Raw genomic sequence first — 20,114 nt, forward strand, 5'->3', positions numbered from 1 at the left:
ATTATGATGTTAGTTTTCGTCGGGGGCGGTTGTTATTATTCGGCATCGCTGCGCGGGGCGTTTGTGGTTTTCTTTTTTGTCAGGCGGCAGTACAGGGAGCGGCGCGATATGCCGAGGTAGCGGGCGGCGGCGGTCTTGTTGCCGCGGCAGAGGGTCATGGCCTGCCGGACGATGCGGTCGACGTAGTCTTCGAGGCTGAAGCCGGCGGCCGGCAGGACGAATTCGGCGGGGTTGAGCGCCGGGCCCGTCGCGGCGGCTTCGCGGCTTAGGCTCAGGGGAGGGAGGCCGGTGGCGAGGCCGCCGAGGTGGGCGGGTTTGACGACGGCGTCGTCGTGCATGAAGGCCACCCATTCCATGGTGTTGCGCAGTTCGCGGACATTGCCCGGCCAGTCGTAGGCGAGCAGCAGTTCGGCGGCGGCCGGGTCGATTTTTTTGAAGCGGCGTCCTTTGAGGACGGCGAATTGGTGGAGGAAGAGTTCGGCGAGGGGCAGTATCTCTTCGCGGCGCTGCCTGAGGGGCGGGATGGCGATGTGACCGACTTTGAGACGGTAGAAGAGGTCTTTGCGGAAGGTTCCCCGCTCGACCCGCTGTCCGAGGTCGGCGTTGGTGGCGCAGATTATGCGCACGTCGGCGGGCACTTTTTTAAGGCCGCCCACGCGGTAGAATTCTTTTTCCTGGATGACTCTGAGCAGCTTGCCCTGCAGGTCGAGGGGGATTTCGCCGACTTCGTCGAGGAGGACGGTGCCGCCTCGGGCGAGGTCGAGTTTGCCTTTTTGGCCCCGGGTGAGACCGCCGGTGAAGGCGCCGGGCTCGTAGCCGAACAGTTCGCTTTCGAAGAGGCTGCCGGTGAGGGCGGCGCAGTTGATGTCGACGAGCGGGGCGGGGTCTTTGCAGTCGCCGTAGTGGATGATGCGGGCGATGATTTCTTTGCCGGTGCCTGTTTCGCCTTCGATGAGCACCGGCATCGACCGATCCTGGTGGTATCTGGCGGCTTGGGCGGCGATACGCTGCATTGCGGGGGCGAAGAAGGCGATGTTGTCGAGGCCGGCCGCCTGGCTGGCGAGTTTTTTCAGCCGCGTGAGTTCCCGTTGCGCCTCTGCGGTGGCGGCCCGCACTTCGTCGCTGAAGCGGCGGGTGAGCGCCCGGTTTTCGCGGAGGAGGGACTGGTGTTCGGCGATGCGCTCGGTGATGGCGGCAAGCTCGGCGACGCTGATGGGTTTGAGGAGGTAGTCGTAGGCGCCGGCCCGCAGGGCTTCGATGGCGGTGACCATGTCGCCGTGGCCGGTGAAGAGGACGATGTCGCACGCTTTTTCGCCGCCAGAGGCTTTGATGCGTTTGAGGAGTTCGATTCCCGACATGCGCGGCATTTTGATGTCGGACAGCACCATGGGGAAGTCGCCGGCGGCGAACAGGGCGAGGGCTTGGTCGCCGTCGCCGCATTCGGTGATCTGGTGGCCGAGCTCGCGCAGGAAGTCGGCCACTCCGGCCCGGCTGTCGCGGTCGTCTTCGACGAGGAGGATGTTCATGCCTGTTCTTCCCCTTTCCCCTGCCCTTCTTCGGCCGGGAAGGTAATGCGGAGGGCGGCTCCCCGGTTTTGGCGCGCGCTTTTGATGGTTATCCGCCCGCCACTGGCGGCGACGATGGAGTGAACAATCGAGAGACCGAGCCCCATGCCTTCGCCGGCGGGTTTGGTGGTGAAGAACGGTTCGAAGACTTTTCCTTTGATTTTGCTGCTGATCCCCGGCCCGTTGTCGCTGATTTCCAGGAATACCTCGCCTTTCTGCCAGCCGGAGACGATGGCGATGGTTTTATCCGGCTTGTCGACGGTGTCGAGGGATTGCATGGCGTTGACGAGGAGGTTGATGATGACTTCTTCGAGTTGGGTGTTGTTGACGGTTACGGGGGGCAGGTCGGCGGCGAGCCGCTTTCTTATGTCGATGGCGTGGGCGGCCAGCTGGGAGCCGATCAGGGACAGCGCTTCTTCGACGGCGGTGTTGATGTCGCAGGATTCGGGGTCGCCGCGCTGGCTGCTGCGGACGAAGAAGCGCATGTGTTTGATGATGTTGTCGATGCGGTCGGCCTGCTTGGATATTTTGCCGATGTTTTCCATGATTTTGGCGAGAGCGGGGGTTTTGCCCTGGTTGTGCCAGTAGAGCATGCCGTCGGCGGTGACTTTGAGCGAGTTGAGTGGTTGGTTGATTTCGTGGGCAATGCCGGCCGCCATTATACCGAGCGAGCTTAGGCGCTCTGCTCTGGCGACCGCCTCCCTGGCTGCGAGCATTTCCTGCTCGGCCTGGCGGCGCCGGGTGACGTCGTGGAGGATGGTGAGGAAGTTGGCGAGTTCGCCGTTCTCGTCGCGCACCGGTGTGACCGACATTTCGGCGGTGTAGAAGCTGCCGCCCCGGTGGCGGCTGGTTATCTCTCCCTGCCAGGCCCGCCCGGCGAGGATGTGCTGCCAGAGGTTGAGGTAGAAGGTCTTGGCGTCGGCGACGGCGAAGATGCTGCGGACGTTTTTGCCGAGAACGCCGGCGGCGGCCAGCCCGGTGAGGCTGAGGAAGGCCGGGTTGACCCACTGGATGGCGCCGGTCCGGTCGGTTATGATGACGGCGTTGACCGCGGATTCGAGCCCGGTGGTGAGCAGTTTGAGCCGTTGGCGGCTGGTGGTGGCGTGGATGGCGAGGGCGATTTGCTCGGCGAAGTTGGTGAGGTGGACGATGGTCCGCTTTGTCCAGAATTCCCGGTCGGCGGTGTAGATGGTCAGCGCTCCGAGGATGAGGCCGCTGACTCTGAGGGGGAAGGCGGCGCCGGAGAGGGCGCCGCGCTGCGCCAGCCGGTCCCGCCAGGGGAGCATGCAGGGGTCGTCGACGCCGGCGAGCTGGAATTTGCCGGTGCGGATGGCGGCGCCGGTGGGACCGTGGCCTGCGGGGCAGTCGTCCCAGCGCACGTCCCCGTGCCTGATACATTCCAAGGCTTCTTCGCCGGCGGCGGACATCCGGACAGAACCGTCGGGGTCCTTGCGCCCGACCCACAGCAGGCTGACGCCGAAGATGGCCATTATCTGTTCGCAGGCGAGGGTGAGGATGTCTTCGAGCGGCTGCTCTTCGAGCACTTTTACGGCGATGTCGAGGAGGAGCAGGTCGCAGGCTTCCGAGCGCCGGCGCTCGGTGATGTCGCGGACGATGAGGAGAACGTCGCGTTCGCCGGCTTTGGTGACGCGGGCTTCGTAGTAGGTCGTGGCGGCGCCTGTTTTGCGGTAGTATTCGAATATCCGCACCGGGTCGCCGGCGATGACTTGTCCGATGGCATCCATGGCCGGTTTGACGAGGTGGGCGGGCAGAAAGCGGGCAATGCTGCAGCCGACCGATGCGGGCGCGGGCAGGCCGGGCTGGCGGCCTGACGGCTTGGTGTCGAGGATGAGGCCGTCGGCGCCGACATGGTAGAGGATGTCGGGAACGGAGGCGAGGATGGCCTTGTTTTCGGCTTCGCTGGCTGCCTGGGCCGTTTGGGCCTGGCAGCGGAGGATGGCGCCGAGGATGACTTCGCCGACGAGTTTGGGGAGCAGGATGTCTTCTTCGCGCCAGGCCTTCTCTTTCCTGAGGGAGTGGAGGCCAAGGATGCCGAGGATGTTGTCCCCGCTGACGAGCGGCACGGCAACGAGCGATTTTATTCCCGCCGCCGCCAGCATTTCCCGCTCTTGTCCTGCAGGCACGGCGTTGAGGCGGGTGATGTGCAGCCGGCCCTTTTCCCGTATTTCCCGAAAAAGCCAGGATTGGGCGGCGATGGCTATGACCGGTTTCCCGTCGCCATGGGGCCGCACGCCGTCGCTGTTCCAGCTGTATGCGAGGCGGGCCTCGCTGCCGTCTTCGGAGTTGAAGTATATATAGGCGCGGTCGGCGCCTGTGAAGCGGCCGATCTCTTCGAGCGCCGAGCCGACGGCGGTGTCGAGGCCGGGCGGGCTGACGCCGACGAATCTGGCGGAGATGGCGGCCAGCAGTTTTTCGTAATCGACCTGGTGGCGGAGGGCTTGTTCGAGCTGACGGTGGGCGGTGACGTCGGCGCAGGAGCCGATGTAGCCGGCGAAGCCTTCTCGCTGCCAGCGGGGCGTGAATACGGCCATTATCCAGCGGTAGCCGCCGCCGGCGTGGCGCAGCCTGAATTCGTGCCGGAAGGCGACATGGCGCGCGTAGGCCGCCTTTTGCCGGGCGTCGAAGGCCGGGCGATCTTCGGGATGGACGAGTTCGAGCCAGCCCTGGCCGCTGAGGGCGGCGAGCGGCCGGCCGGTAAATCCGGACCAGGTCTGGTTGAAGAATACGGGGTCGCCGTCGCTGCCGGTGACGATGAGGAGCACGGGGGCATGGTCGGCGAGGTTGCGGAACCGCTGTTCGCTTTCCTGCAGCCGGACGGTCGGCCCCTGCCCGAGGATGGCGTCGATGGTGCGGCTGAATACCCGCCCGTAGAAACAGTCGAGGATGAGGACGAACAGCAGGGCGGCGCCAAGGGCGATTTCCCGGTAAGCGGCGTACAGCCAGCCGGCGGCGAGTATGCCGGCGACGGCCGCGACGGCGATTATCGCCGGGAGCCGTGCGGGACTGTGCTCAGCGCTGCCCGGGTAATCAGCCGCCCTGCGCAGGAGTTCGTGTCTGGCGTTTTCCCGCCGCCAGCAGGCTAGCAGTATTAATGTCGCGAAGAGAGGATAGTACCAAACCACGCTCTGCCCCACCGTGTTCTTTAGAATATTAACCGTATTTCGACGATTTTCGCAGCATTACCTTCCATTTTTTACTATGTAGGGGTGAAAATAATAACAGAAGGAACTCGGTGAGTTCCTTCTGCAGCGTCTGTCGAGTGTCGCAGCGCAGTCCGGTCTATCCTTCCCGGTAGTAGGGCTTGAGCTGGAAGAGCAGGTAGGCGAAGACGAAGTCCCAGATGAGTCCGGCGGGGTTGAACCAGACGAGGTTCATGAGTATGCCGAGCAGCAGGGCGTAGAAAGCGAGCACCCAGCCCAGGCGGCGCCGCTTGAGCATGAAGCAGCCGCCGGCGATGGCCAGCGCCTGGAGGATGGGGACGAGGATGTGGAAGACGGCGGCGGCGAAGGAGGGGAAGGCGCGGCTGAAGCCCGCTGTTTTGAGGGTGGCGGCGCCGAACAGGCCGATGACGCTCAGCCAGGCGAGAAGTCCGAGTACGCCGAGGACGATGACCACCCACGGGAGAATTTTCGCCGCCCAATCCCTGACGCCGGCGGGCAGCCCCGGCAGCCAATCGGCGAAGAAACGGCCGAATAATCTTTCCAGGCTGTTCATTTCCATACTCCTCCCAGTTTTATTTCCTAATAATGATATGAGCTTCCGGCGGGAAAAAGTACGCCGTCCCGTTGTATTTGGACGGAAGGTATGTTATACTTAACTCAAGCACCATCCTTACAGAGACTCAGGGTTCGTAATTTGCAAGCGCGTCGAAAGTCAGTCTTTCCGAGCCTAGCAAGTAGCAACCGGTCCAAAGGGTAGTGTTTTTCGTTTCCCTGCAAGATGCAACTCGCCGATTCGTGTATCAGTTGTCAGCCAATCCAAGGTACCAATCGAGTATAATGGGGGTTTCCAGTCTGTCAGTATCGGTTATACTGTAAGGATGGTGCTTAACGGGGGGAGGCGCAAGCCTCCCCCTAAGTTTTATTATTTTGGGCATGCTATTTTCGGAGGTGATGCCCGGTGAAGAACCGCGGTGCCGATATGCAGCCCGAGTTTGGCGTCCATTCGTCGGAAGCGCCGGCGGTCAATTATGCTTCGCCCCGTACGGGCGGACAGGTCCAGGACGAGCTGCGGGCGGGCGGCGATCGGCCGAGCGCCAGGCAGACGGCGGGCGACCCGGAGGATTACGGCAATGCCGCGAGTGACGCTACGGCGAATACGCCGGTGAAGCCCCGCTCCGAGTAGCCCCTGTTATAAGCAGGTTCCCAAACAAAAAAACCCGCCAAGCGGGTTTTTTTGTTGTTAGCGGCCTGGGATGCGGTCTTCGCAAGGTACGCCGGTCTGGCATTTTCCGCAGCCATAGCGGGGCTGGAAGCGCGCCTTCATGGCGTCGAGGTAGTCGGAGCAGGGTTGGTGGCGTTTGCCGCGCTCGTCGATGGCTGCGGGCGGGCAGCGGCGGATGCAGGCGCCGCAGTTGGTACAGTATTCGTGGGTGCCGGTGTAGGGACGGGGCGTGGGTGCGAGCGCGAGGCCGGTGACGAGGCTGCCGAGGCGGCCGGCGGCGCCGCGGGCGGTGATGAGCGAGCAGTTGAGGCTGAAGGTTCCCAGGCCGGCGATGTGGGCGACGTGCCGCTCCGACCAGTTGCTGCGCCGCTCCACGACGGCGTAGCGCGGGTCGAACGCGGGCACGAGGGTCTGGTGGCCGTCCGCCGCCAGGAGGTCGGCGAGGAAACGGCGCAGGGCGTCGTTGACCATATCGCCCTCGATCCTGCCATATAGCCATTCGGTGGCAGGCAGGCCGGGCTGCCGGTTGGCGTGGCGCACCGCTTTAGTGAACGGCAGGAAGTAGGATACGACGGCGCCCGCCGCCGGCAGCCATTCACGGGGCGACAGGTGATTAGGGCCAACCGCTCCGGGGTCTTTGAGGCGGGCGAACAGCGGGTCGTCAGCCGCCGCGACGCCTAGCAGCGGCGGGTCGAAGATTTGCAGGCCGCCCAGCGAGGGCACGCGGTTGAGCGGGTTTTCGCCGACGAGGTTCGCCGCCGCTGCCGCCAATTCGTCTATCCGCACTTCGATCATCTCCTTTGCTGTGTTATGGGAATAGTTTGCGGCTGCCAGGCCCGAATCCTGCCTGCCGACGGGCCTGGTTCGAAAAAACGTCCGTCGCCGCCGTCTTACAAATGCCCGGTTGATTATTACTTTTCCCGCGAATGTGGCGCCGATCGACCCGGATTTGTATTTTGTTCTGTTGAAAGCCGGCCGTAATGATAGTAAAATATTGGTGATGACGCAAAGGTGGGAGAGCGATTATGGCGACAACGAACGAGAAGGCGACGATCAGCGCCCGGGTTAACGCGACGGCGGTGAAGGCTCTTAAGAATCTTAAGGTTCCCTTGTCCGACGTTATCGAGGCGGGCGTTTTCCACTTCCTGCTGTTGGACGATTTCGCCAAGGTGAAGTTTCTCATTCAGAACAACGAAGACGTGATTAACCTTAAGCGGCTGGAGGCGGCTTACGGCGAGGACGACGGCCATTCGTGGCCGGATATCCTCCGCGACGTCCTCCGCCCCGGCCCGGACGGCGATGTGAAGAGCACGGTGCGGGAGCTGAAGTCGGTGGCGAAGAATCTCGACGACCGCGGCGACGAGGTGTTTTTCCGCAAGCGGATCGCCGGGCTGGACACGGCGGCGCTGCTGCAGGAGGCCCATCTGCACATGGTGAGGAGTTCGTTCGCGGCGGCGCTGGTGCTGTACGAGAGCGCCCTCAGGCTTTTCGAGGCGGCGGGCAACGCCGCGGAGGCCGGGAAGACGATCGCTCTGGCCGGCCGCTGCCAGCAGAGCCTCGGACGGTACTCCGACGCGCTCGACGCTTATGAGCGGGCCAGGCGCGTCCTGGAACAGCAGGACATGCCGCATGAGTTGGCCCGTATTCTCTATGACCGCGGGACGTGTTACCAGCTGACCGGCCGCTATGACGAGGCTTGCGCTTCTTTCGAGGAAGCCCGCGTCATTTTCGAAAGCCTCGGCAATTACGAGGAGGTGCGCAGGTCGTTCGCAAGCATCGGCGCCTGCCTGAATTTTATGGGCGACAAGAAGCGGGTGCTTGAGTTCCTGGATCTTTTCATCGCCAGGATTATCCGCCAGAAAAGCATCATCCTCGCCGGTATGGCCGCGGAAAGCCGGCAGATAACGCCGGCCAAGGAAGGAAATTGACTGTCCGGGCCGAATGTTATTTTAAGAATACAAAATAAGCCAAAGAATAACGAGGTGCATTTGCAATGTTCAAACCTGCCAGAATCTTCTCCGTTCTCCTTCTCCTCCTCGTCGCGCTGACGCTGCCGGCGCTTGCCGCCGCTGAGGAAGAGGACAGGTACTTCCCCCTGAGCAACGCCACGAAGGATACTTTCAGCACATACTTCCTGGATTTCAAAACTCTCCAGCATGTGCCGGCCGACGCGAATTTCGATTTTATCAAGAACCCTGAGCAGGTGTATAAGGACAAGGGTTATCTCCAGGCCTGGGTCAAGGTCGAATATGAAAAGAACGGCGCCAAGGAAGTGGTAGAGTCTCTGAAGATGCAGGAGCGGAACATCGCCGGCTACGACAGGCTGGCTTTCTCTCTCCAGTTGCTGCGGGTGAGGCCGGCCACCAAGGAAGTGGCGCTGCTGGAGCAGGCCGATTACGATAAGAACGGCAAGGTTCTCGGCCGCATCGTCCACCCCACCGACCGGTGGGTGCCCTACGATGTCGAGGCGAGGATCAAGGAAATCTGCGAGAAACTGGTGGTAGCCCAGCGGGCGTTTTACGCCAACGGGGGCCGTTAAGCATTGCGGAGCGGCAGCTCTACCGACGTAAATGAGGGGAGCGATGGGCGTGAATAAGATGAGACTGGCGATCGGTCTGATGCTGCTGGGAGTGCTGCTGGCGGTATCGGCGCCGGCGGCGGCGGCCCCTTTCGACCCTGCGGTCGTGAAGGTCTCCGTGGACGACTCTCTGTGGAATAGTTATCATATCGCACCGGAGCCGGCGAGCGGCGACACCATCACCCTTCACCGCATTACGAAAGCCGAGGTGACCATCCTCACTACCGGCAACCGGGAATTCGCCACCCATGTTTTTACCTCCAAGGAGAATAAACCGCACAGATTCACTATCCCCCACGGCATACCGAATTTGAAGGTCCGCCTGAAAACCTGGACCGCCGACGATGTCGTGTGGACGACCTCGGTCGATCTCAAGGAGATCGGCGACAGTATACTCGTCAAGGCGGTGCGGTCCGATCAGGCCGTCTATACTCCGGGGTTCTGACAGCCGGAACAAGAACTGAAAGCCAAGGCGTCCGCCTTGGCTTTTTTGTTATGTTTTTGGCGGTTTGAGAAAATTTTCACTTTTTTTTGATCCAGTATATGGACTTTTACGGGGGGGAGCGTTATAATTTAAGTGTGTGAATGTTATAACTTTCACTTATGGGAGGTCATGTACATGCTCCCCAAATCTTTGATCATGCTCCTCGGGCTGCCGTTTGCGTTTATCTGCTGTTTGCTGGTACCGGTGGTCTTTCTAATGGTCTTCGCCTGTTCGCCGTTCGTTTATATTTACCGGTGCGTTACCGGGCCTGTCCAGGCCGGAGGCAGCACTGTTCCGCACATCGCGCATCCCCCCTCCGCTTAACTACACCCCGCCTTGTCTTTATTTCCGCGTCGGCTCCGCTGCCAATCGGAGCCTATTTTTTTTAGCCGCCAGCTTGTTGAAACTCTTCTCCGGCCGAAAATATGGTACAATAGTGGTAAAGTTCTTTGAGGGGGTACCCACTGTATGATTAACCGGAGAACGGTCTCCACCCTTGTGCTCGCACTGTTCGTAGTCATGCTGCTTGCGGCTCCGGTATGCTCCGCCGCTGCCCAAAGCCTGGACAAGCCGACCAAGATGCTGATGAAGGTTGACATCGTCGACCCGAATCTCTTCTGGTCGTATCCTTATATCGGCAGGGACGGCAAGTCGAGGCTGCCTGCCGCCGTCCAGATTGTCTGGAGTACCACGAACGGCCTGTCTTCGGAGACGGGGACCGTTGTCGTGGCGAAGAAAGACCGCGGCCAGCTGGAAATAACGACCGAGAAGAATGCGTATATTGATGTCGAGGTGCAGGTGGTTGATGCCAAAAAGATAATTATTGGCAAGGCCAGCCTGCAGGTCCGCAATGTCGGCAAGGAAGTCGCCTTCGCCGTCTATCCCCCCGAATACACCAGCCCTTCGATCGAGATGCAGTAAGCCCCCTCTCCCCTGCCGAACAAAAAGGTCTGCAGCAAACGCTGCAGACCTTTTTTGTTGGCAGAGCGAATTAACGCGGCCAGAATTCCCGCCCGCCGGCGGCTTTCGTGAGCAGCCGCTCGGTGAGCGCCCCGGCGAGGTTTGCGGCCTCCCCGCGGGCCGACCAGTCGTCGAAGTAGTCTTCCCGGTCTTTGATGTCGATGAAGCTGCCGCGGTCCGCCCGGTAGCCGACGAGGCGCATGGCGAGGTCGGTTTTAAGCTGTAGGCCGCTCCAGGGGTTGTTGACGGTATATTCGCCGAGGTCGGTGACGATCACTCCAAGGATAAGGTCGGCGTCGAGTTTGAGCGCCAGCTGCCGCAGTCGGGGCAGGTCGGGCTTCCGCGGGTCGAGGATGCCGTCCGGCGGCGAGGCGGCCTTGATTTCGGCGGCGGGGATGATTTCGTATACTTTTACGAATGACGGCAGCGGCGTACGGAACCACGCGGCCAGCGTAGCGGCGACTTTGGCCTCCACCGCGGGGAGTTCGCGGTTTTCCACGGTGGCGGCGACGGGCAGGATGGCTATCCGGCGCGCCTCGGCGGCGGCGCAGGCAGGCGAATCCGGCAGCGTCAGGAGCGCGAACGCAAGGGTGAGGGCGAGGGCAAGGGTTTTTTTCACGTTATCACCGCCAGGTTGTTTTTTAGTGCGGCCGGTCGGCCGACCCGCGGTTGCCAAGCTGCCTGAGGAATTTGCGGACGATCGCGGGGTCGAACTGGGTGCCGGCGCAGCGTTTGATTTCCGCCACGGCCGCTTCGTGGGTCATGGCTGTGCGGTAGGGGCGGTCGCTGGTCATGGCGTCGTAGGCTTCGACGACGGCCATTATGCGGCATTCGCGGGGTATCGCCTCGCCGCTGAGGCCTACGGGGTAACCATCGCCGTTCCACCATTCGTGGTGTTTGAGGATCCACTCGGCGATGGGCAGGAGTTCGCCCGACGACTGGGCGATACGGTAGCCGATTTCGCAGTGGCGCCGCATTTCCGCCTGTTCTTCGGCGGTGAGGGGCCCGGCCTTGCGGAGGATGTTGTCGGGGATGCCGACTTTGCCGATGTCGTGGAATTTGGCCAGCAGTTGCAGCCCGGTTACGGCGAACTCGGGCAGCCCCAGGCCGCGGGCCAGTCTGGAAACTAGCCGGTCAATCCTTGCGATGTGTTCTGCGGTGAGAAACTCCCTCTCTTCGAGGAGTTTCATGGCGGTCTGGATTATGGCGCTGCGGGCGCCGTGCGAGTGGTTGAGCTTCTCGCGGTACATGTTGTTGTCCGCTTCGCGGAGAAGGGCGCGGATGCTTTCGCCGCGCCGGCCGATGGCGTGGCCGACGGACAGGCTGAGGTGCACGCCCGGCTGGGTTTGGTTGTGGGCGGCGATGCCGCTTTGTACTCTGCGGCAGGCGGCTCGGGCCGCGCGGCTGGTGGCGCCCGGCATGAGGACGGCGTATTCGTCGCCGCCGATCCGAGCGACGATGTCTTCGCGGCGGAAGGCTTGTTTTATTATTTTCGCCGCGGCTATGAGCATTGTGTCGCCGACATGGTGACCCATGGCGTCGTTGATGAGTTTCAGGCCGTTGATGTCGCAGATGATTATGCCCACAGGCCCGTCGCCCGACTGTTCGTGCCGGTCGAGCGCGGCTTCGAAGTAGGCGCGGTTGTAAAGCGAGGTCAGTCCGTCGCGGGTGCTGATGTAGAGCAGTTTGTCCTGCACGCCTTTCTGGGCGGTGATGTCCATGATGACGCCTTCGACGTACAGGGGGCGGCCGTCGGCGCCGCTCACGGGCCTGGCCCGCTCGACGACGGTGCGGACTGCGCCGCTTTTGTGGGTGATGCCGTATTCGACCTCGAAGGGGCGGCCGTCGGCGATGGCGCCTCCGCAAGCCGCCGCGACTCTGGCCCGGTCGGCTGCCAGCGTTATTTCTCCCAGCGGGCACGGCCCGCCGGCCGGCAGTTCTTCCGGGGCGTAGCCGGTGACGGCTTGGAGCATGGTGTTGAAAAAGCGGACTCGGTCGTTTTCGCGGAGGAAGACGCGATAGACAATGCCTGGCAGGTTTTCCGCCAGCGTGCGGTATGAAGCCTCGCTGTCGCGCAGCGCCGCCTCGGCGCGGGTACGCTCCGCAAGCTCGCTTTCCAGCGTCTCGTAGAGCCTGGCGTTGCTGAGGGCAAGGGCCGCAAGCTCGGCGAACTGTTTGAGGAGGGCGATTTCTTCGCCGCTGAAGGTCCGCTCCGAGTCGATGCGGGCGAGGCAGAAGACGCCGAGGACTTCCCGCCCGCTTGTCAGCGGTATGCCGATCCAGGCCCGCACGGCATCGCGGTTGGGGTCGGGATTGCGGCCCGACTCATGGCTGTAGTCGTCGGTGACGAAGATCTGGCCGTTTTGCCATACCCGCCCCGATATTTCTTCGCCCGGTTTCAGCCGCTTGCCGATGAGTTCGCGGTAGAAGCCGCGGGCGACTTTAACCTCAAGGCGGCTGGCGTCGGGCGCGGCGAGATAAACGTAGCCGTGCCGGGTATCGACAAGCTCCGAGGCGCCGTCGAGGATGTTGGCGAGCAGCTCTTTGACTTCGAAGCGGGTCATGAGGCGTACAGACAGCAGGTGGAGCAGTTCGAGATGGCGGTTCTGCCGGCGGAGCAGTTCTTCGACGCGGGCGCGTTCGGCGAGTTCGTTCTGGAGCTTGGTGTATAGCCGCATGTTGCTTACGGCGATGGAGGACAGCTCTGCAAGACGCTGCAGCAAAGCCTTTTCTTCCGCTGCGGGGAGATAGCTTTCCGCCATGATGTTGAACCCCAGGACGCCGATTATTTGCCGGTCGTTCCTGATGGGCAGGCCGAGGATGGTCCCGGCGACGCTCCGGCCGCCGCGCACCGGTCCCTCACCGTCGGGCCCGGTCTGCCAGATCCTTTGTTCGGCGGCGAAGGCGCCCTCCTGCCAGACTTTGCCGACGAACCCTTCGCCGGGGCGGCGGCGCGCGCCTAGCTGCGAGCGGTGGAAACCGACGCCGACCCGCATTTCCATCGCTTCGCCGTCTTCGGTGAGGATGTAGAGGAAGGCGTTCGGGGTGCGGAGGAGTCCGGCGGCGCGCGCGGTTATTTCCTCCAGCAGCGAGTCGAGGTCGCGGCGGCGCATAAGGCCGACGGCCATGCGGTGCAACGCTTCGAAGTATTCGCTTTGTAGGCGGTTCGCCGCGCCGGGGCTGAGCGTATTATCAGGCTCGCTGTCCATTGACTCCCCCACCGAATGATGCCTCAGTAATCCTTGTTTTTCCACTTCGACAGGTTATGTAATTTTCCTTTCCCGCCGCAGGCGGCTGCGGTCGCCCTCTTTTTCCGCGGCGGGGACCGCAGGCCCTTAGAGCCCGCGGTTTTTGTCGTATATAAAAGAATTTTGCCATTTTAAAAGGTTATGTGTCGATTTGTGTCAAATTATTATGTTATGAAAATATTTGGGGCCCGGCGGGCCTGAACGAGAAAGATCCAGCTATTGCTGGATCTTTCTCGTTTGTTCGGCGGCGGTCGACGCTTTTTCGTTATGCAGCTGTTGGCTGCGGTGCTTTTTGGCGAGCTCCTCCCGGTTGACCGGGTTGACCTTTTCGCCGAATTCCCTGGCGAGCAGGGCCTCGACTTCTTCGGGGCGGAGCGTCTGGGTCTTTACCTCGTTCCACTTTTCTTGCATTGTTCACCTCTTTAATCTGGGGTTATTATTAGCCGCCGGCGGAAAAATGATGCTAGCTACGCGGCAAAATATCCTCTTCGGCTGCGGCCAGCCGCCTGATCTGGGAGACGACGAGAGCGGCGGTGACGAGCGTGGCGCCGAAATCGGCGATCGGCCCGGCAAGCCATACGCCCTGCAGGCCGATGAAGCGCGGCAGGATCAGGAGCGCCGGGATGAGGATGAGGAGTTGGCGGGACATGCTGAGCAGCAGGGAGTGCATGGGCTTGCCGATCGCCTGGAAGAAGCCCGCCCCCATTACCTGAAAGCCGATGAGGGGCAGCATGGCCATGAATATTTTGAGGCCGGCCGCGCCGAGGGCGATGAGGTCGGCTTCGGCGCTGAACATGCGGATGATGTATGCGTCGAACAGTTCGATGAGGATGAAGCCGGCGACTGAGACGGCGGTGGCGGCGATGCTGCCTTTTATGACCGCTTCTTTGACCCGGCCGAATTTTTTCGCGCCGTAGTTGTAGCCGATAACGGGCTGGGTGCCCTGGCTGATGCCGAAGATGGGCATGAGGACGACCATGGAGACGCGGTTGATGATGCCCATGGCGGCCACGGCCATCTGTCCGCCGTGGATGACGAGGATGTTGTTGAACAGGCCGGCGACGACGCTGGCGGCGATTTGCATGAAGAAGGCCGATGAGCCCATGACGACGATTTTCGCGGCGATCCGCCGGTCGGGGATCATGTTGGCGCCGCGCAGCCTGAGCAGGCTCCGCCGGCTGCGGAAGTGGGCGACGACCCAGACGGCGGATACGGCCTGGGCGATGACGGTGGCAAGCGCCGAGCCTTTGATGCCCAGGCCGAGGACGAAGATGAACAGGGGGTTGAGGATGGTGTTGAGGAGGGCGGATACGACCATGGTCATCATGGCGATGCGGGGGTGGCCTTCGGCGCGGATGATGTTGTTGAGACCGAAGCCGGTGAACATGAAGACGCTGCCGGCGAGGATGACGGCGGTGAAGTCGCGGGCGTAGGGCAGCACGTCCTCCTCCGCCCCTAGGGCGGCGAGGACGGGATCGAGGACGAAGAGGAGGATGGCCGACATGCCGACGGCGATGGCCAGCCCGAGGACGAAGGCGTTGCCGAGGATTTTTTCGGCGTCGGTGAGCCGCTTCTGGCCGATGCGGATGGAGACGAGGGTGGTCGCGCCGACGCCGATGAGCATGCCGAAGGCCATGAGGACGATCATTATCGGGAAGGCGATGGTGACCGCCGCCAGGCCGATGGCGCCGACGCCGTGGCCGACGAAGATGCTGTCGACGATGTTGTAGAGGGCGTTGACGAGCATGCCGGTGATGGCCGGTACGGAGAAATCCCAGATGAGGGTGCCGATGTTTTTGTGGCCGAGGCTGCTGCGGTCATCCATGATTTGGCGCTGCTGCGATTGGCGGCATCTTGTCCCCTCCTTCCGTCGCTAATTAGTATTGGCTTATCTTCGCCCCGGTTCTCATGGGAATAAGAAGCAAGCAAGGCTGCTGGGTTCCCCCAGAAGCCTTGCGGGCGTGGCGCTAGACGAAGTTTTTCAACAGCCGAGTGTTAGCGGGGGCGCGCGCCGAGCCACTCGCGGACGACGCCGATCACCGGCGTGTAGTAGAGCAGGCAGGCGATGACCGCGCCGCCGGCGGCGCTGACGGCGAAGGGGACGACGAAGAACAGGGCACCGGCTTTGGAGCCGATTAGGTATTTGGCGACCGGGAAGGCGACGAGGGCGCCGATGAGGCCGGTGCCGACGAGTTCGCCGACCGCCGCCCAGATTATGCTGTTGGTGCGCCGGTAGAGGATGCCGGCGAGGGCGGCGCCGATCATGCTGCCGGGGAAGGCGAGCAGCGAGCCTGTGCCGAGGATGTTGCGCAGCAGCGAGGTGGCGAAGGCGGCGTTGACGGAGTATCTCGTGCCGAGGAGGACGGCCAGCAGGATGTTGATGGCGTGCTGGACGGGGAAGCATTTGGCGACGCCCACGGGGATGTAGATCAGTTGGGCGGTGAATACCCCGACTGCGACGAACAGGGCGGTGAAGGTGAGTTTTTTGGTGTCCATAATCTTTCCATTCCTCCCGGGTATCAGCCGATTTTGGCGTAGCGGAGCAGGAGTTCGGGCGTGAGGTTGAAGACGGCGTCGAAGAGCCTGACGCGGAAGGCGCCGATGCCGTCCTCCGGCCGGAGGGAGCGGTGGGCGAGGTCGCCGGCGACGCCCATGACGGCGAGGCCGGTGACGGCGCTTACATAAGGGTCGGCGCCGGTTCCCAGGCAGCAGCCGATGAGCGAGGTGGCCATGCAGCCGGTGCCGGTGACGCGCGCCAGCCAGGGGTGGCCGTTGGCAATGCGGCAGAGGCGGCCGCCGCCGGCGACGATGTCGGTCTGGCCGGTGAGGGCGACGACGCAGCCCAGCCTATTCGCGAGGCCGGCGGCGACTGCTTCGCCGTCGGTTTCGTCGGCGGCGGAGTCGACGCCGCGGATCGCGGCGCTGAGGCCGGCGACGGTTTTGATTTCGGCGGCGTTGCCTCTGACGACCGCCGGGCGGGTTGCGCGGATGATGCGGCCGGCGGCGGCGGTGCGGGCCGGGGTGGCGCCGGCGCCGACCGGGTCGAGGATGACGGGGACGCCGAGTTCGCCGGCCCGTATGCCGGTGGCGATCATGGTGTCGACGGCGGCGGCGCTGAGGGTGCCGATGTTGAGCACGAGGGCGGCGGCCTTGGCGACCATGTCGGTGGCTTCGCCGGGATCGCCGGCCATGACGGGGGAAGCGCCGAAGGCGAGGGTGATATTGGCGCTGTCGTTGGCGGTGACGTAGTTGGTCAGATGGTGGATGAGGGGGTTTTTCGCCTTAACGGCGGCAAGGGTGGCGGCGATCTCGTGCAGAAGCTCCATTAATCTACCTCCCCGAAAGCGGGCTTGTAATAAGCGGATAGGCGGGTAAAACGAAAAGGCGCCTCCTGTAAGGATGCGCCCCGAAATCTAAACTTGAGCAGCTATCCCTACGCTGGCATTACCCAGATCAGGTTAAAGGGTCATAGGCAATCGGGCCTATTTCTCAGCCGGCTCCTCCGGCTCCCCCAGCATATATCCAGTTGGCGTCTCGTCGGTGACGGCGGAACGAGCAATGGTATCGTTTCGCCTTCTGTTTCATTATAACCATATCCGACCGATTTTTCCATACTTTTTACAGTAAGTTTTACGGAATGGGGGATTTTTTTTACGCCAGCAGGCGGTCTACGATGGCGTCGATGTGGATCTGGGTGGTGTCGAGGATGAGGGTGTCGAGGTCGCCGGCCCGGATGATGAGCGGCAGTTCGGTGCAGCCGAGGACGAGGGCGTCAGCGTTTTCGGTGGCGAGCATCCTCCTGGCGATGGCGAGCACGGCGTTTTTCTCCTCCGGCAGGACGATGCCTTCCTGAAGATGCGGGAAGATGATGTTGTGGATGACCTGCTGGTCCTCGGCCGCGGGGACGAAGGCGTCGATGCCGTAGCGGGCGAAGGCGCCGGTATAAAGGCCGCTGGCCATCGTGAAGGCGGTGCCGAAGATGACGACGCGGCGGCAGCCCGCGGCCTGGGCGCGTTTGCACGTTTCCTCGACAAGGCTGATGAGGGGCAGCGGCGAACGGGCGCTGAGATCGTCGAAGACGATGTGGGCGGTGTTGGCCGCCATGGCCGCGAATTCGGCGCCGCCGGCGGCCAGGGTTTCGAGGGAGGCGGCCAGGCGGTCGGTGAATGCGGGCCAGGTTTTGGTGGCCGCCAGGTTATACATTTCGTCAAGGTTGAGGCTGTCGATAATGACGAGGGGGTAGCCGACGCCGCCCGTCCTGGCCCGGTAGCCGTCGATTATCCCTTTGTAGTAGTCGAGCGTGGACGCCGGGCCGATCCCGCCGACCAGTCCGAATTTTTTCATGACCAGCACCTCCGGTATAGGGTTAGTACCTGTTATTTTGATTATAGCATAGAAAAGGCCCGGACGCTTCCGGGCCTTTTCACGGCTTATTTCTTGTATATCTGACTCCTGGTGACTGTGCCCGCCCGGTCCTGCCGGAAGGCGAACGCGGGATTGGCGCCGGCGACGAAGCCGGCCAGCCAGGCCCGGTAGAACGACGCCATGGCCTGTTCGTCGACGCCGGTCCGCTGCCAGTTGGGCTGCTGGAGGTAGACGCCCGTTTCCCAGGTGGTGCTGTCGGCGGCGGCGGCGATGACGGTGTCGGCCTGGTCGCAGGGCATGCCGTTGAGGTAGTGGTCGCTGAGCGCCTGGTAGATACCGGAGGCGGCGGCCAGGTCGTAACTGCCCTGCGCCCTGGCGCTTTCGCCGGTGAGGCGGCCGTGGTCGGCGAAGGCTTGTCCGATGAGTTCGGCGGCCGCACCGCCGCAGGTGTCGAGCAGTTCTTTGACGAAGGCGGCTTCCCTGGTTTCGGCGATTTTGATCTGGCGCTGCAGCCAGCCGTGGATGTTGTCGTGCTCGATGAGTTCGCTGAGGTCGGTGTCGGGCTGCGGCCAGCCGTAGGTCTGGCGGACCTGTTCCTGGAGTTCTTCGGCGGCGGAGCCGCACAGGGCGGCCGCCCTTTCGCGGAGGAAGTCCTCGCGGCGGGCGACGAGGCTGATTTTCCGGTAGAGCCAGTAGTGGATGGGGCCGATGAATGCGCTCATTGTTGTCCCTCCTTCAGGGCGACTTTATTCAGGGCGGTTATCAGTTCGCTTACTGCGAGACCGTGGATGCCGGCGGCTTTTTCGAGCGCTTCGCCGGTGGCCGAGGGGCAGCCGAGGCAGCCCATGCCGAAGCCGCGGAGGACGGGGATGGCGGCAGGGTATACTCTGATGATGTCGGCGATGATGCTGTCGGCGGCGATGGCGTCGCCGGGTTTGAGCCTGGTTTCGCCGCCCGCGGCGGCCGGGGCGGGTGCGGGGACGGGAGCGACGGGGGCGGCGGCGGCCGGTCCGGCGGCGAAGGCGGCCAGGATGTCGGCCTGGAATTTGGCGAAGCCGATGCGGTCGATGAACTGGCCGATGCGTTCGATGTCGGCGTGTTTTTTGTAGTAGGCGACGATGATGTCGATGAGTCTGAGGGTGTCGTCGTAGCCGAGGCCGGCGATGAGCTTGTCGGCCAGCCGGGGGTGGGAGCCGGCGCTGCCGCCGACGTAGATATCCCAGCCGTCGTCGGTGCCGATGACGCCGATGTCTTTGATGATGGCTTCCGAACAGGAGTTGGGGCAGCCGGAGACGCCGATCTTCATGCGCGACGGCATTTCTTTTTTGATGTAGCGCCGGTCGAGTTCGAGGCCCAGCTTTACGCTGTCCTGTTTGCCGCGCTTGCAGAAGGCGATCCCGGGGCAGATCTTGACGCTGCGGACGCAGTTGGCGAAGCCCATGGCGGGCTGCATGCCGAGTTCGGCCCAGACGTTGTCGATGTCTTCGGCTTTCAGGCCGGTGATCATGATGCGCTGCGCGGAGGTGAGTTTGAGGGTGCCGCCGTATTCCCTGGCGACGTGGGCGTATTTTTCGAGCATTTCCGGTTTGACGAACCCTCCCGGAAGGTGCGGCGTGACGGCATAAGTTTTGGCGCCGTTGCGGATTTTCTGCAGGTTGGCTCCTTTGGGCAGCATGGCGTTATTCCTCCTCGCGTTCTTGCGGTGTCTTTCTATGGTTCAATGATAACCCGCCGGCGGCGGCGGCGCTTTGATTTATATCACACTCCGGCGGTGATTTACATCACGCGGCCGCGAAAATAGGAAGCAGCCCCGGAAGGCTCCGGGGCTGCTTGTGCGTGCGGTTTGGTTACGAGGAAATGTATTCGTTGAGCAGTTCGCTGTCCCACAGCAGCACGCCGCGGGTCAGACCGAGGAGGGCGGCGTAGAAGCCTACGCTTCCGTAGGTGGCGGCGTCGCTTTCCAGGTCGCCGATCCAGCCGAGGGGATGGGCGGCGATAAATTCCGCCTGGAGGCGGGCCGATTCCCGCCAGCCGGTTTCCTCGCGCAGGCTGGCAGCTTCGCTGGCGGCCGCCAGCAGCATGAGCTCGAGCCCCAGGTGGTCTTCCGGCTGCCGGTATTTCGCGGCCGCCTCGACGCCGAAACGGGCCATGGCTTCCCTCACCGCAAAGGCGGGGGCGCCGAACATGAGCTTCTCTGGAGTGCGGTACAGCGATTCCCACGGGGGGGCCAGCGGGTCGCCGACGCCGAGGAACAGGGCGGTGTACTCGGTCTGCACCGCCTCCAGGGCCGCGTCTTCGGGCATCGCCTGCAGGCTGAGCGCGACGCCGACCAGTTTGTCGAGCGCGGCGCCCATGACATCGTTGGCCGGCGCGAGGGGGAAGCTGCGCCAGAATTCGGGCTGGAGGAGCGCAAGGCGGTCGCCCTGGAGCGATTCGAGCAGACAGTGGCCGAGGAAGCGATAGATGCCGGCGCGAAAGAGGGCGACTTCTTGCCAGGATGCCTCCATCGT

At 62.9% G+C, this 20,114-nt stretch carries 19 protein-coding genes and 1 riboswitch; of the genes, 5 read left to right on the top strand and 14 right to left on the bottom strand.

What is annotated here, in order from left to right; translation table 11 throughout:
• Positions 1-35: 35 nt before the first annotated feature.
• From RIN56_11220 to RIN56_11230, 3 genes are all read right to left on the bottom strand, one after another.
• Entirely contained in the window at positions 36-1,526 is a 1,491-nt protein-coding gene (locus tag RIN56_11220) for a sigma-54 dependent transcriptional regulator (protein MDR7867379.1), read from the bottom strand.
• Entirely contained in the window at positions 1,523-4,708 is a 3,186-nt protein-coding gene (locus RIN56_11225) for a PAS domain S-box protein (protein ID MDR7867380.1), read from the bottom strand. The genes RIN56_11220 and RIN56_11225 overlap by 4 nt, the downstream gene beginning before the upstream one ends.
• A 157-nt stretch (positions 4,709-4,865) precedes the next feature.
• Positions 4,866-5,300 (bottom strand): hypothetical protein, encoded by a 435-nt coding sequence (locus RIN56_11230; GenBank protein MDR7867381.1) that lies wholly within the window; start codon positions 5,298-5,300, stop codon positions 4,866-4,868.
• A 405-nt stretch (positions 5,301-5,705) separates the two neighbouring features.
• On the opposite strand from RIN56_11230, the gene RIN56_11235 reads away from it, so the two are divergent.
• Positions 5,706-5,930: a hypothetical protein gene (locus RIN56_11235; GenBank protein MDR7867382.1), complete on the top strand. Its 225-nt coding sequence runs from the start codon at positions 5,706-5,708 to the stop codon at positions 5,928-5,930.
• 57 nt (positions 5,931-5,987) lie between these two features.
• Here RIN56_11235 and RIN56_11240 read toward each other — a convergent pair whose 3' ends face one another.
• Positions 5,988-6,764, bottom strand: a complete 777-nt coding sequence (locus tag RIN56_11240) for an epoxyqueuosine reductase (GenBank protein ID MDR7867383.1) — start codon at positions 6,762-6,764, stop codon at positions 5,988-5,990.
• Between the two features lie 230 nt (positions 6,765-6,994).
• Between RIN56_11240 and RIN56_11245 the strand changes: the two genes are divergently transcribed.
• The 4 genes from RIN56_11245 to RIN56_11260 all read left to right on the top strand — a co-directional run bounded on the left by RIN56_11245 (position 6,995) and on the right by RIN56_11260 (position 9,952).
• The gene (locus tag RIN56_11245) at positions 6,995-7,897 is read left to right on the top strand and encodes a tetratricopeptide repeat protein (protein ID MDR7867384.1); all 903 of its coding nucleotides are present in this window, start codon (positions 6,995-6,997) and stop codon (positions 7,895-7,897) included.
• 65 nt (positions 7,898-7,962) lie between these two features.
• Complete coding sequence (locus RIN56_11250; GenBank protein ID MDR7867385.1) at positions 7,963-8,508, top strand: hypothetical protein; 546 nt, start codon at positions 7,963-7,965, stop codon at positions 8,506-8,508.
• 49 nt (positions 8,509-8,557) lie between these two features.
• Complete coding sequence (locus tag RIN56_11255) at positions 8,558-8,992, top strand: hypothetical protein (protein MDR7867386.1); 435 nt, start codon at positions 8,558-8,560, stop codon at positions 8,990-8,992.
• A gap of 507 nt (positions 8,993-9,499) precedes the next feature.
• Positions 9,500-9,952 carry a hypothetical protein gene (locus RIN56_11260; protein ID MDR7867387.1) on the top strand — a complete coding sequence of 151 codons (453 nt, stop codon included), beginning with the start codon at positions 9,500-9,502 and terminating at the stop codon, positions 9,950-9,952.
• 70 nt (positions 9,953-10,022) lie between these two features.
• On the opposite strand, the gene RIN56_11265 is transcribed toward RIN56_11260, so the two are convergent.
• The 10 genes from RIN56_11265 to RIN56_11310 all read right to left on the bottom strand — a co-directional run bounded on the left by RIN56_11265 (position 10,023) and on the right by RIN56_11310 (position 20,111).
• A complete protein-coding gene (locus RIN56_11265; protein MDR7867388.1) occupies positions 10,023-10,610 on the bottom strand; it encodes a hypothetical protein in 588 nt (195 codons plus the stop codon).
• A 22-nt stretch (positions 10,611-10,632) separates the two neighbouring features.
• On the bottom strand, positions 10,633-13,200 hold the full coding sequence (locus RIN56_11270; protein ID MDR7867389.1) for a diguanylate cyclase: 2,568 nt from the start codon (positions 13,198-13,200) through the stop codon (positions 10,633-10,635).
• Positions 13,201-13,455: 255 nt separating this feature from the next.
• Positions 13,456-13,650 carry a hypothetical protein gene (locus tag RIN56_11275; protein ID MDR7867390.1) on the bottom strand — a complete coding sequence of 65 codons (195 nt, stop codon included), beginning with the start codon at positions 13,648-13,650 and terminating at the stop codon, positions 13,456-13,458.
• A gap of 52 nt (positions 13,651-13,702) precedes the next feature.
• A complete protein-coding gene (locus RIN56_11280) occupies positions 13,703-15,064 on the bottom strand; it encodes an MATE family efflux transporter (GenBank protein MDR7867391.1) in 1,362 nt (453 codons plus the stop codon).
• A gap of 170 nt (positions 15,065-15,234) precedes the next feature.
• Positions 15,235-15,735, bottom strand: coding sequence for an energy coupling factor transporter S component ThiW (gene thiW, locus RIN56_11285; GenBank protein ID MDR7867392.1), 501 nt, complete (start codon positions 15,733-15,735; stop codon positions 15,235-15,237).
• Positions 15,736-15,758: 23 nt separating this feature from the next.
• The gene (thiM, locus tag RIN56_11290) at positions 15,759-16,565 is read right to left on the bottom strand and encodes a hydroxyethylthiazole kinase (GenBank protein MDR7867393.1); all 807 of its coding nucleotides are present in this window, start codon (positions 16,563-16,565) and stop codon (positions 15,759-15,761) included.
• Positions 16,566-16,651: 86 nt separating this feature from the next.
• Positions 16,652-16,762: riboswitch (TPP riboswitch) on the bottom strand.
• 128 nt (positions 16,763-16,890) lie between these two features.
• Positions 16,891-17,583 carry an amino acid racemase gene (locus RIN56_11295; protein ID MDR7867394.1) on the bottom strand — a complete coding sequence of 231 codons (693 nt, stop codon included), beginning with the start codon at positions 17,581-17,583 and terminating at the stop codon, positions 16,891-16,893.
• A gap of 86 nt (positions 17,584-17,669) precedes the next feature.
• Positions 17,670-18,326, bottom strand: a complete 657-nt coding sequence (locus RIN56_11300) for a hypothetical protein (protein MDR7867395.1) — start codon at positions 18,324-18,326, stop codon at positions 17,670-17,672.
• Positions 18,323-19,279 carry a DUF1858 domain-containing protein gene (locus RIN56_11305; protein MDR7867396.1) on the bottom strand — a complete coding sequence of 319 codons (957 nt, stop codon included), beginning with the start codon at positions 19,277-19,279 and terminating at the stop codon, positions 18,323-18,325. Before RIN56_11305 ends, RIN56_11300 begins: the two co-directional genes overlap by 4 nt.
• A gap of 172 nt (positions 19,280-19,451) precedes the next feature.
• Complete coding sequence (locus RIN56_11310; GenBank protein ID MDR7867397.1) at positions 19,452-20,111, bottom strand: molecular chaperone TorD family protein; 660 nt, start codon at positions 20,109-20,111, stop codon at positions 19,452-19,454.
• Positions 20,112-20,114 lie beyond the last annotated feature (3 nt).

The organism is Sporomusaceae bacterium, assembly GCA_031460455.1.
GTDB lineage: Bacteria > Bacillota > Negativicutes > Sporomusales > UBA7701 > Anaeroselena.

Bases quoted from the DNA above. Each gene is read 5' to 3' on its own strand.
- RIN56_11280 (MDR7867391.1), bottom strand. From the start codon at position 15,064: ATGGATGACCGCAGCAGCCTCGGCCACAAAAACATCGGCACCCTCATC.
- RIN56_11250 (MDR7867385.1), top strand. From the start codon at position 7,963: ATGTTCAAACCTGCCAGAATCTTCTCCGTTCTCCTTCTCCTCCTCGTC.
- RIN56_11295 (MDR7867394.1), bottom strand. From the start codon at position 17,583: ATGAAAAAATTCGGACTGGTCGGCGGGATCGGCCCGGCGTCCACGCTC.
- RIN56_11240 (MDR7867383.1), bottom strand. From the start codon at position 6,764: ATGATCGAAGTGCGGATAGACGAATTGGCGGCAGCGGCGGCGAACCTC.
- RIN56_11245 (MDR7867384.1), top strand. From the start codon at position 6,995: ATGGCGACAACGAACGAGAAGGCGACGATCAGCGCCCGGGTTAACGCG.
- RIN56_11300 (MDR7867395.1), bottom strand. From the start codon at position 18,326: ATGAGCGCATTCATCGGCCCCATCCACTACTGGCTCTACCGGAAAATC.
- RIN56_11230 (MDR7867381.1), bottom strand. From the start codon at position 5,300: ATGAACAGCCTGGAAAGATTATTCGGCCGTTTCTTCGCCGATTGGCTG.
- thiW (MDR7867392.1), bottom strand. From the start codon at position 15,735: ATGGACACCAAAAAACTCACCTTCACCGCCCTGTTCGTCGCAGTCGGG.
- RIN56_11220 (MDR7867379.1), bottom strand. From the start codon at position 1,526: ATGAACATCCTCCTCGTCGAAGACGACCGCGACAGCCGGGCCGGAGTG.
- RIN56_11275 (MDR7867390.1), bottom strand. From the start codon at position 13,650: ATGCAAGAAAAGTGGAACGAGGTAAAGACCCAGACGCTCCGCCCCGAA.
- RIN56_11260 (MDR7867387.1), top strand. From the start codon at position 9,500: ATGATTAACCGGAGAACGGTCTCCACCCTTGTGCTCGCACTGTTCGTA.
- RIN56_11270 (MDR7867389.1), bottom strand. From the start codon at position 13,200: ATGGACAGCGAGCCTGATAATACGCTCAGCCCCGGCGCGGCGAACCGC.
- RIN56_11310 (MDR7867397.1), bottom strand. From the start codon at position 20,111: ATGGAGGCATCCTGGCAAGAAGTCGCCCTCTTTCGCGCCGGCATCTAT.
- thiM (MDR7867393.1), bottom strand. From the start codon at position 16,565: ATGGAGCTTCTGCACGAGATCGCCGCCACCCTTGCCGCCGTTAAGGCG.
- RIN56_11305 (MDR7867396.1), bottom strand. From the start codon at position 19,279: ATGCTGCCCAAAGGAGCCAACCTGCAGAAAATCCGCAACGGCGCCAAA.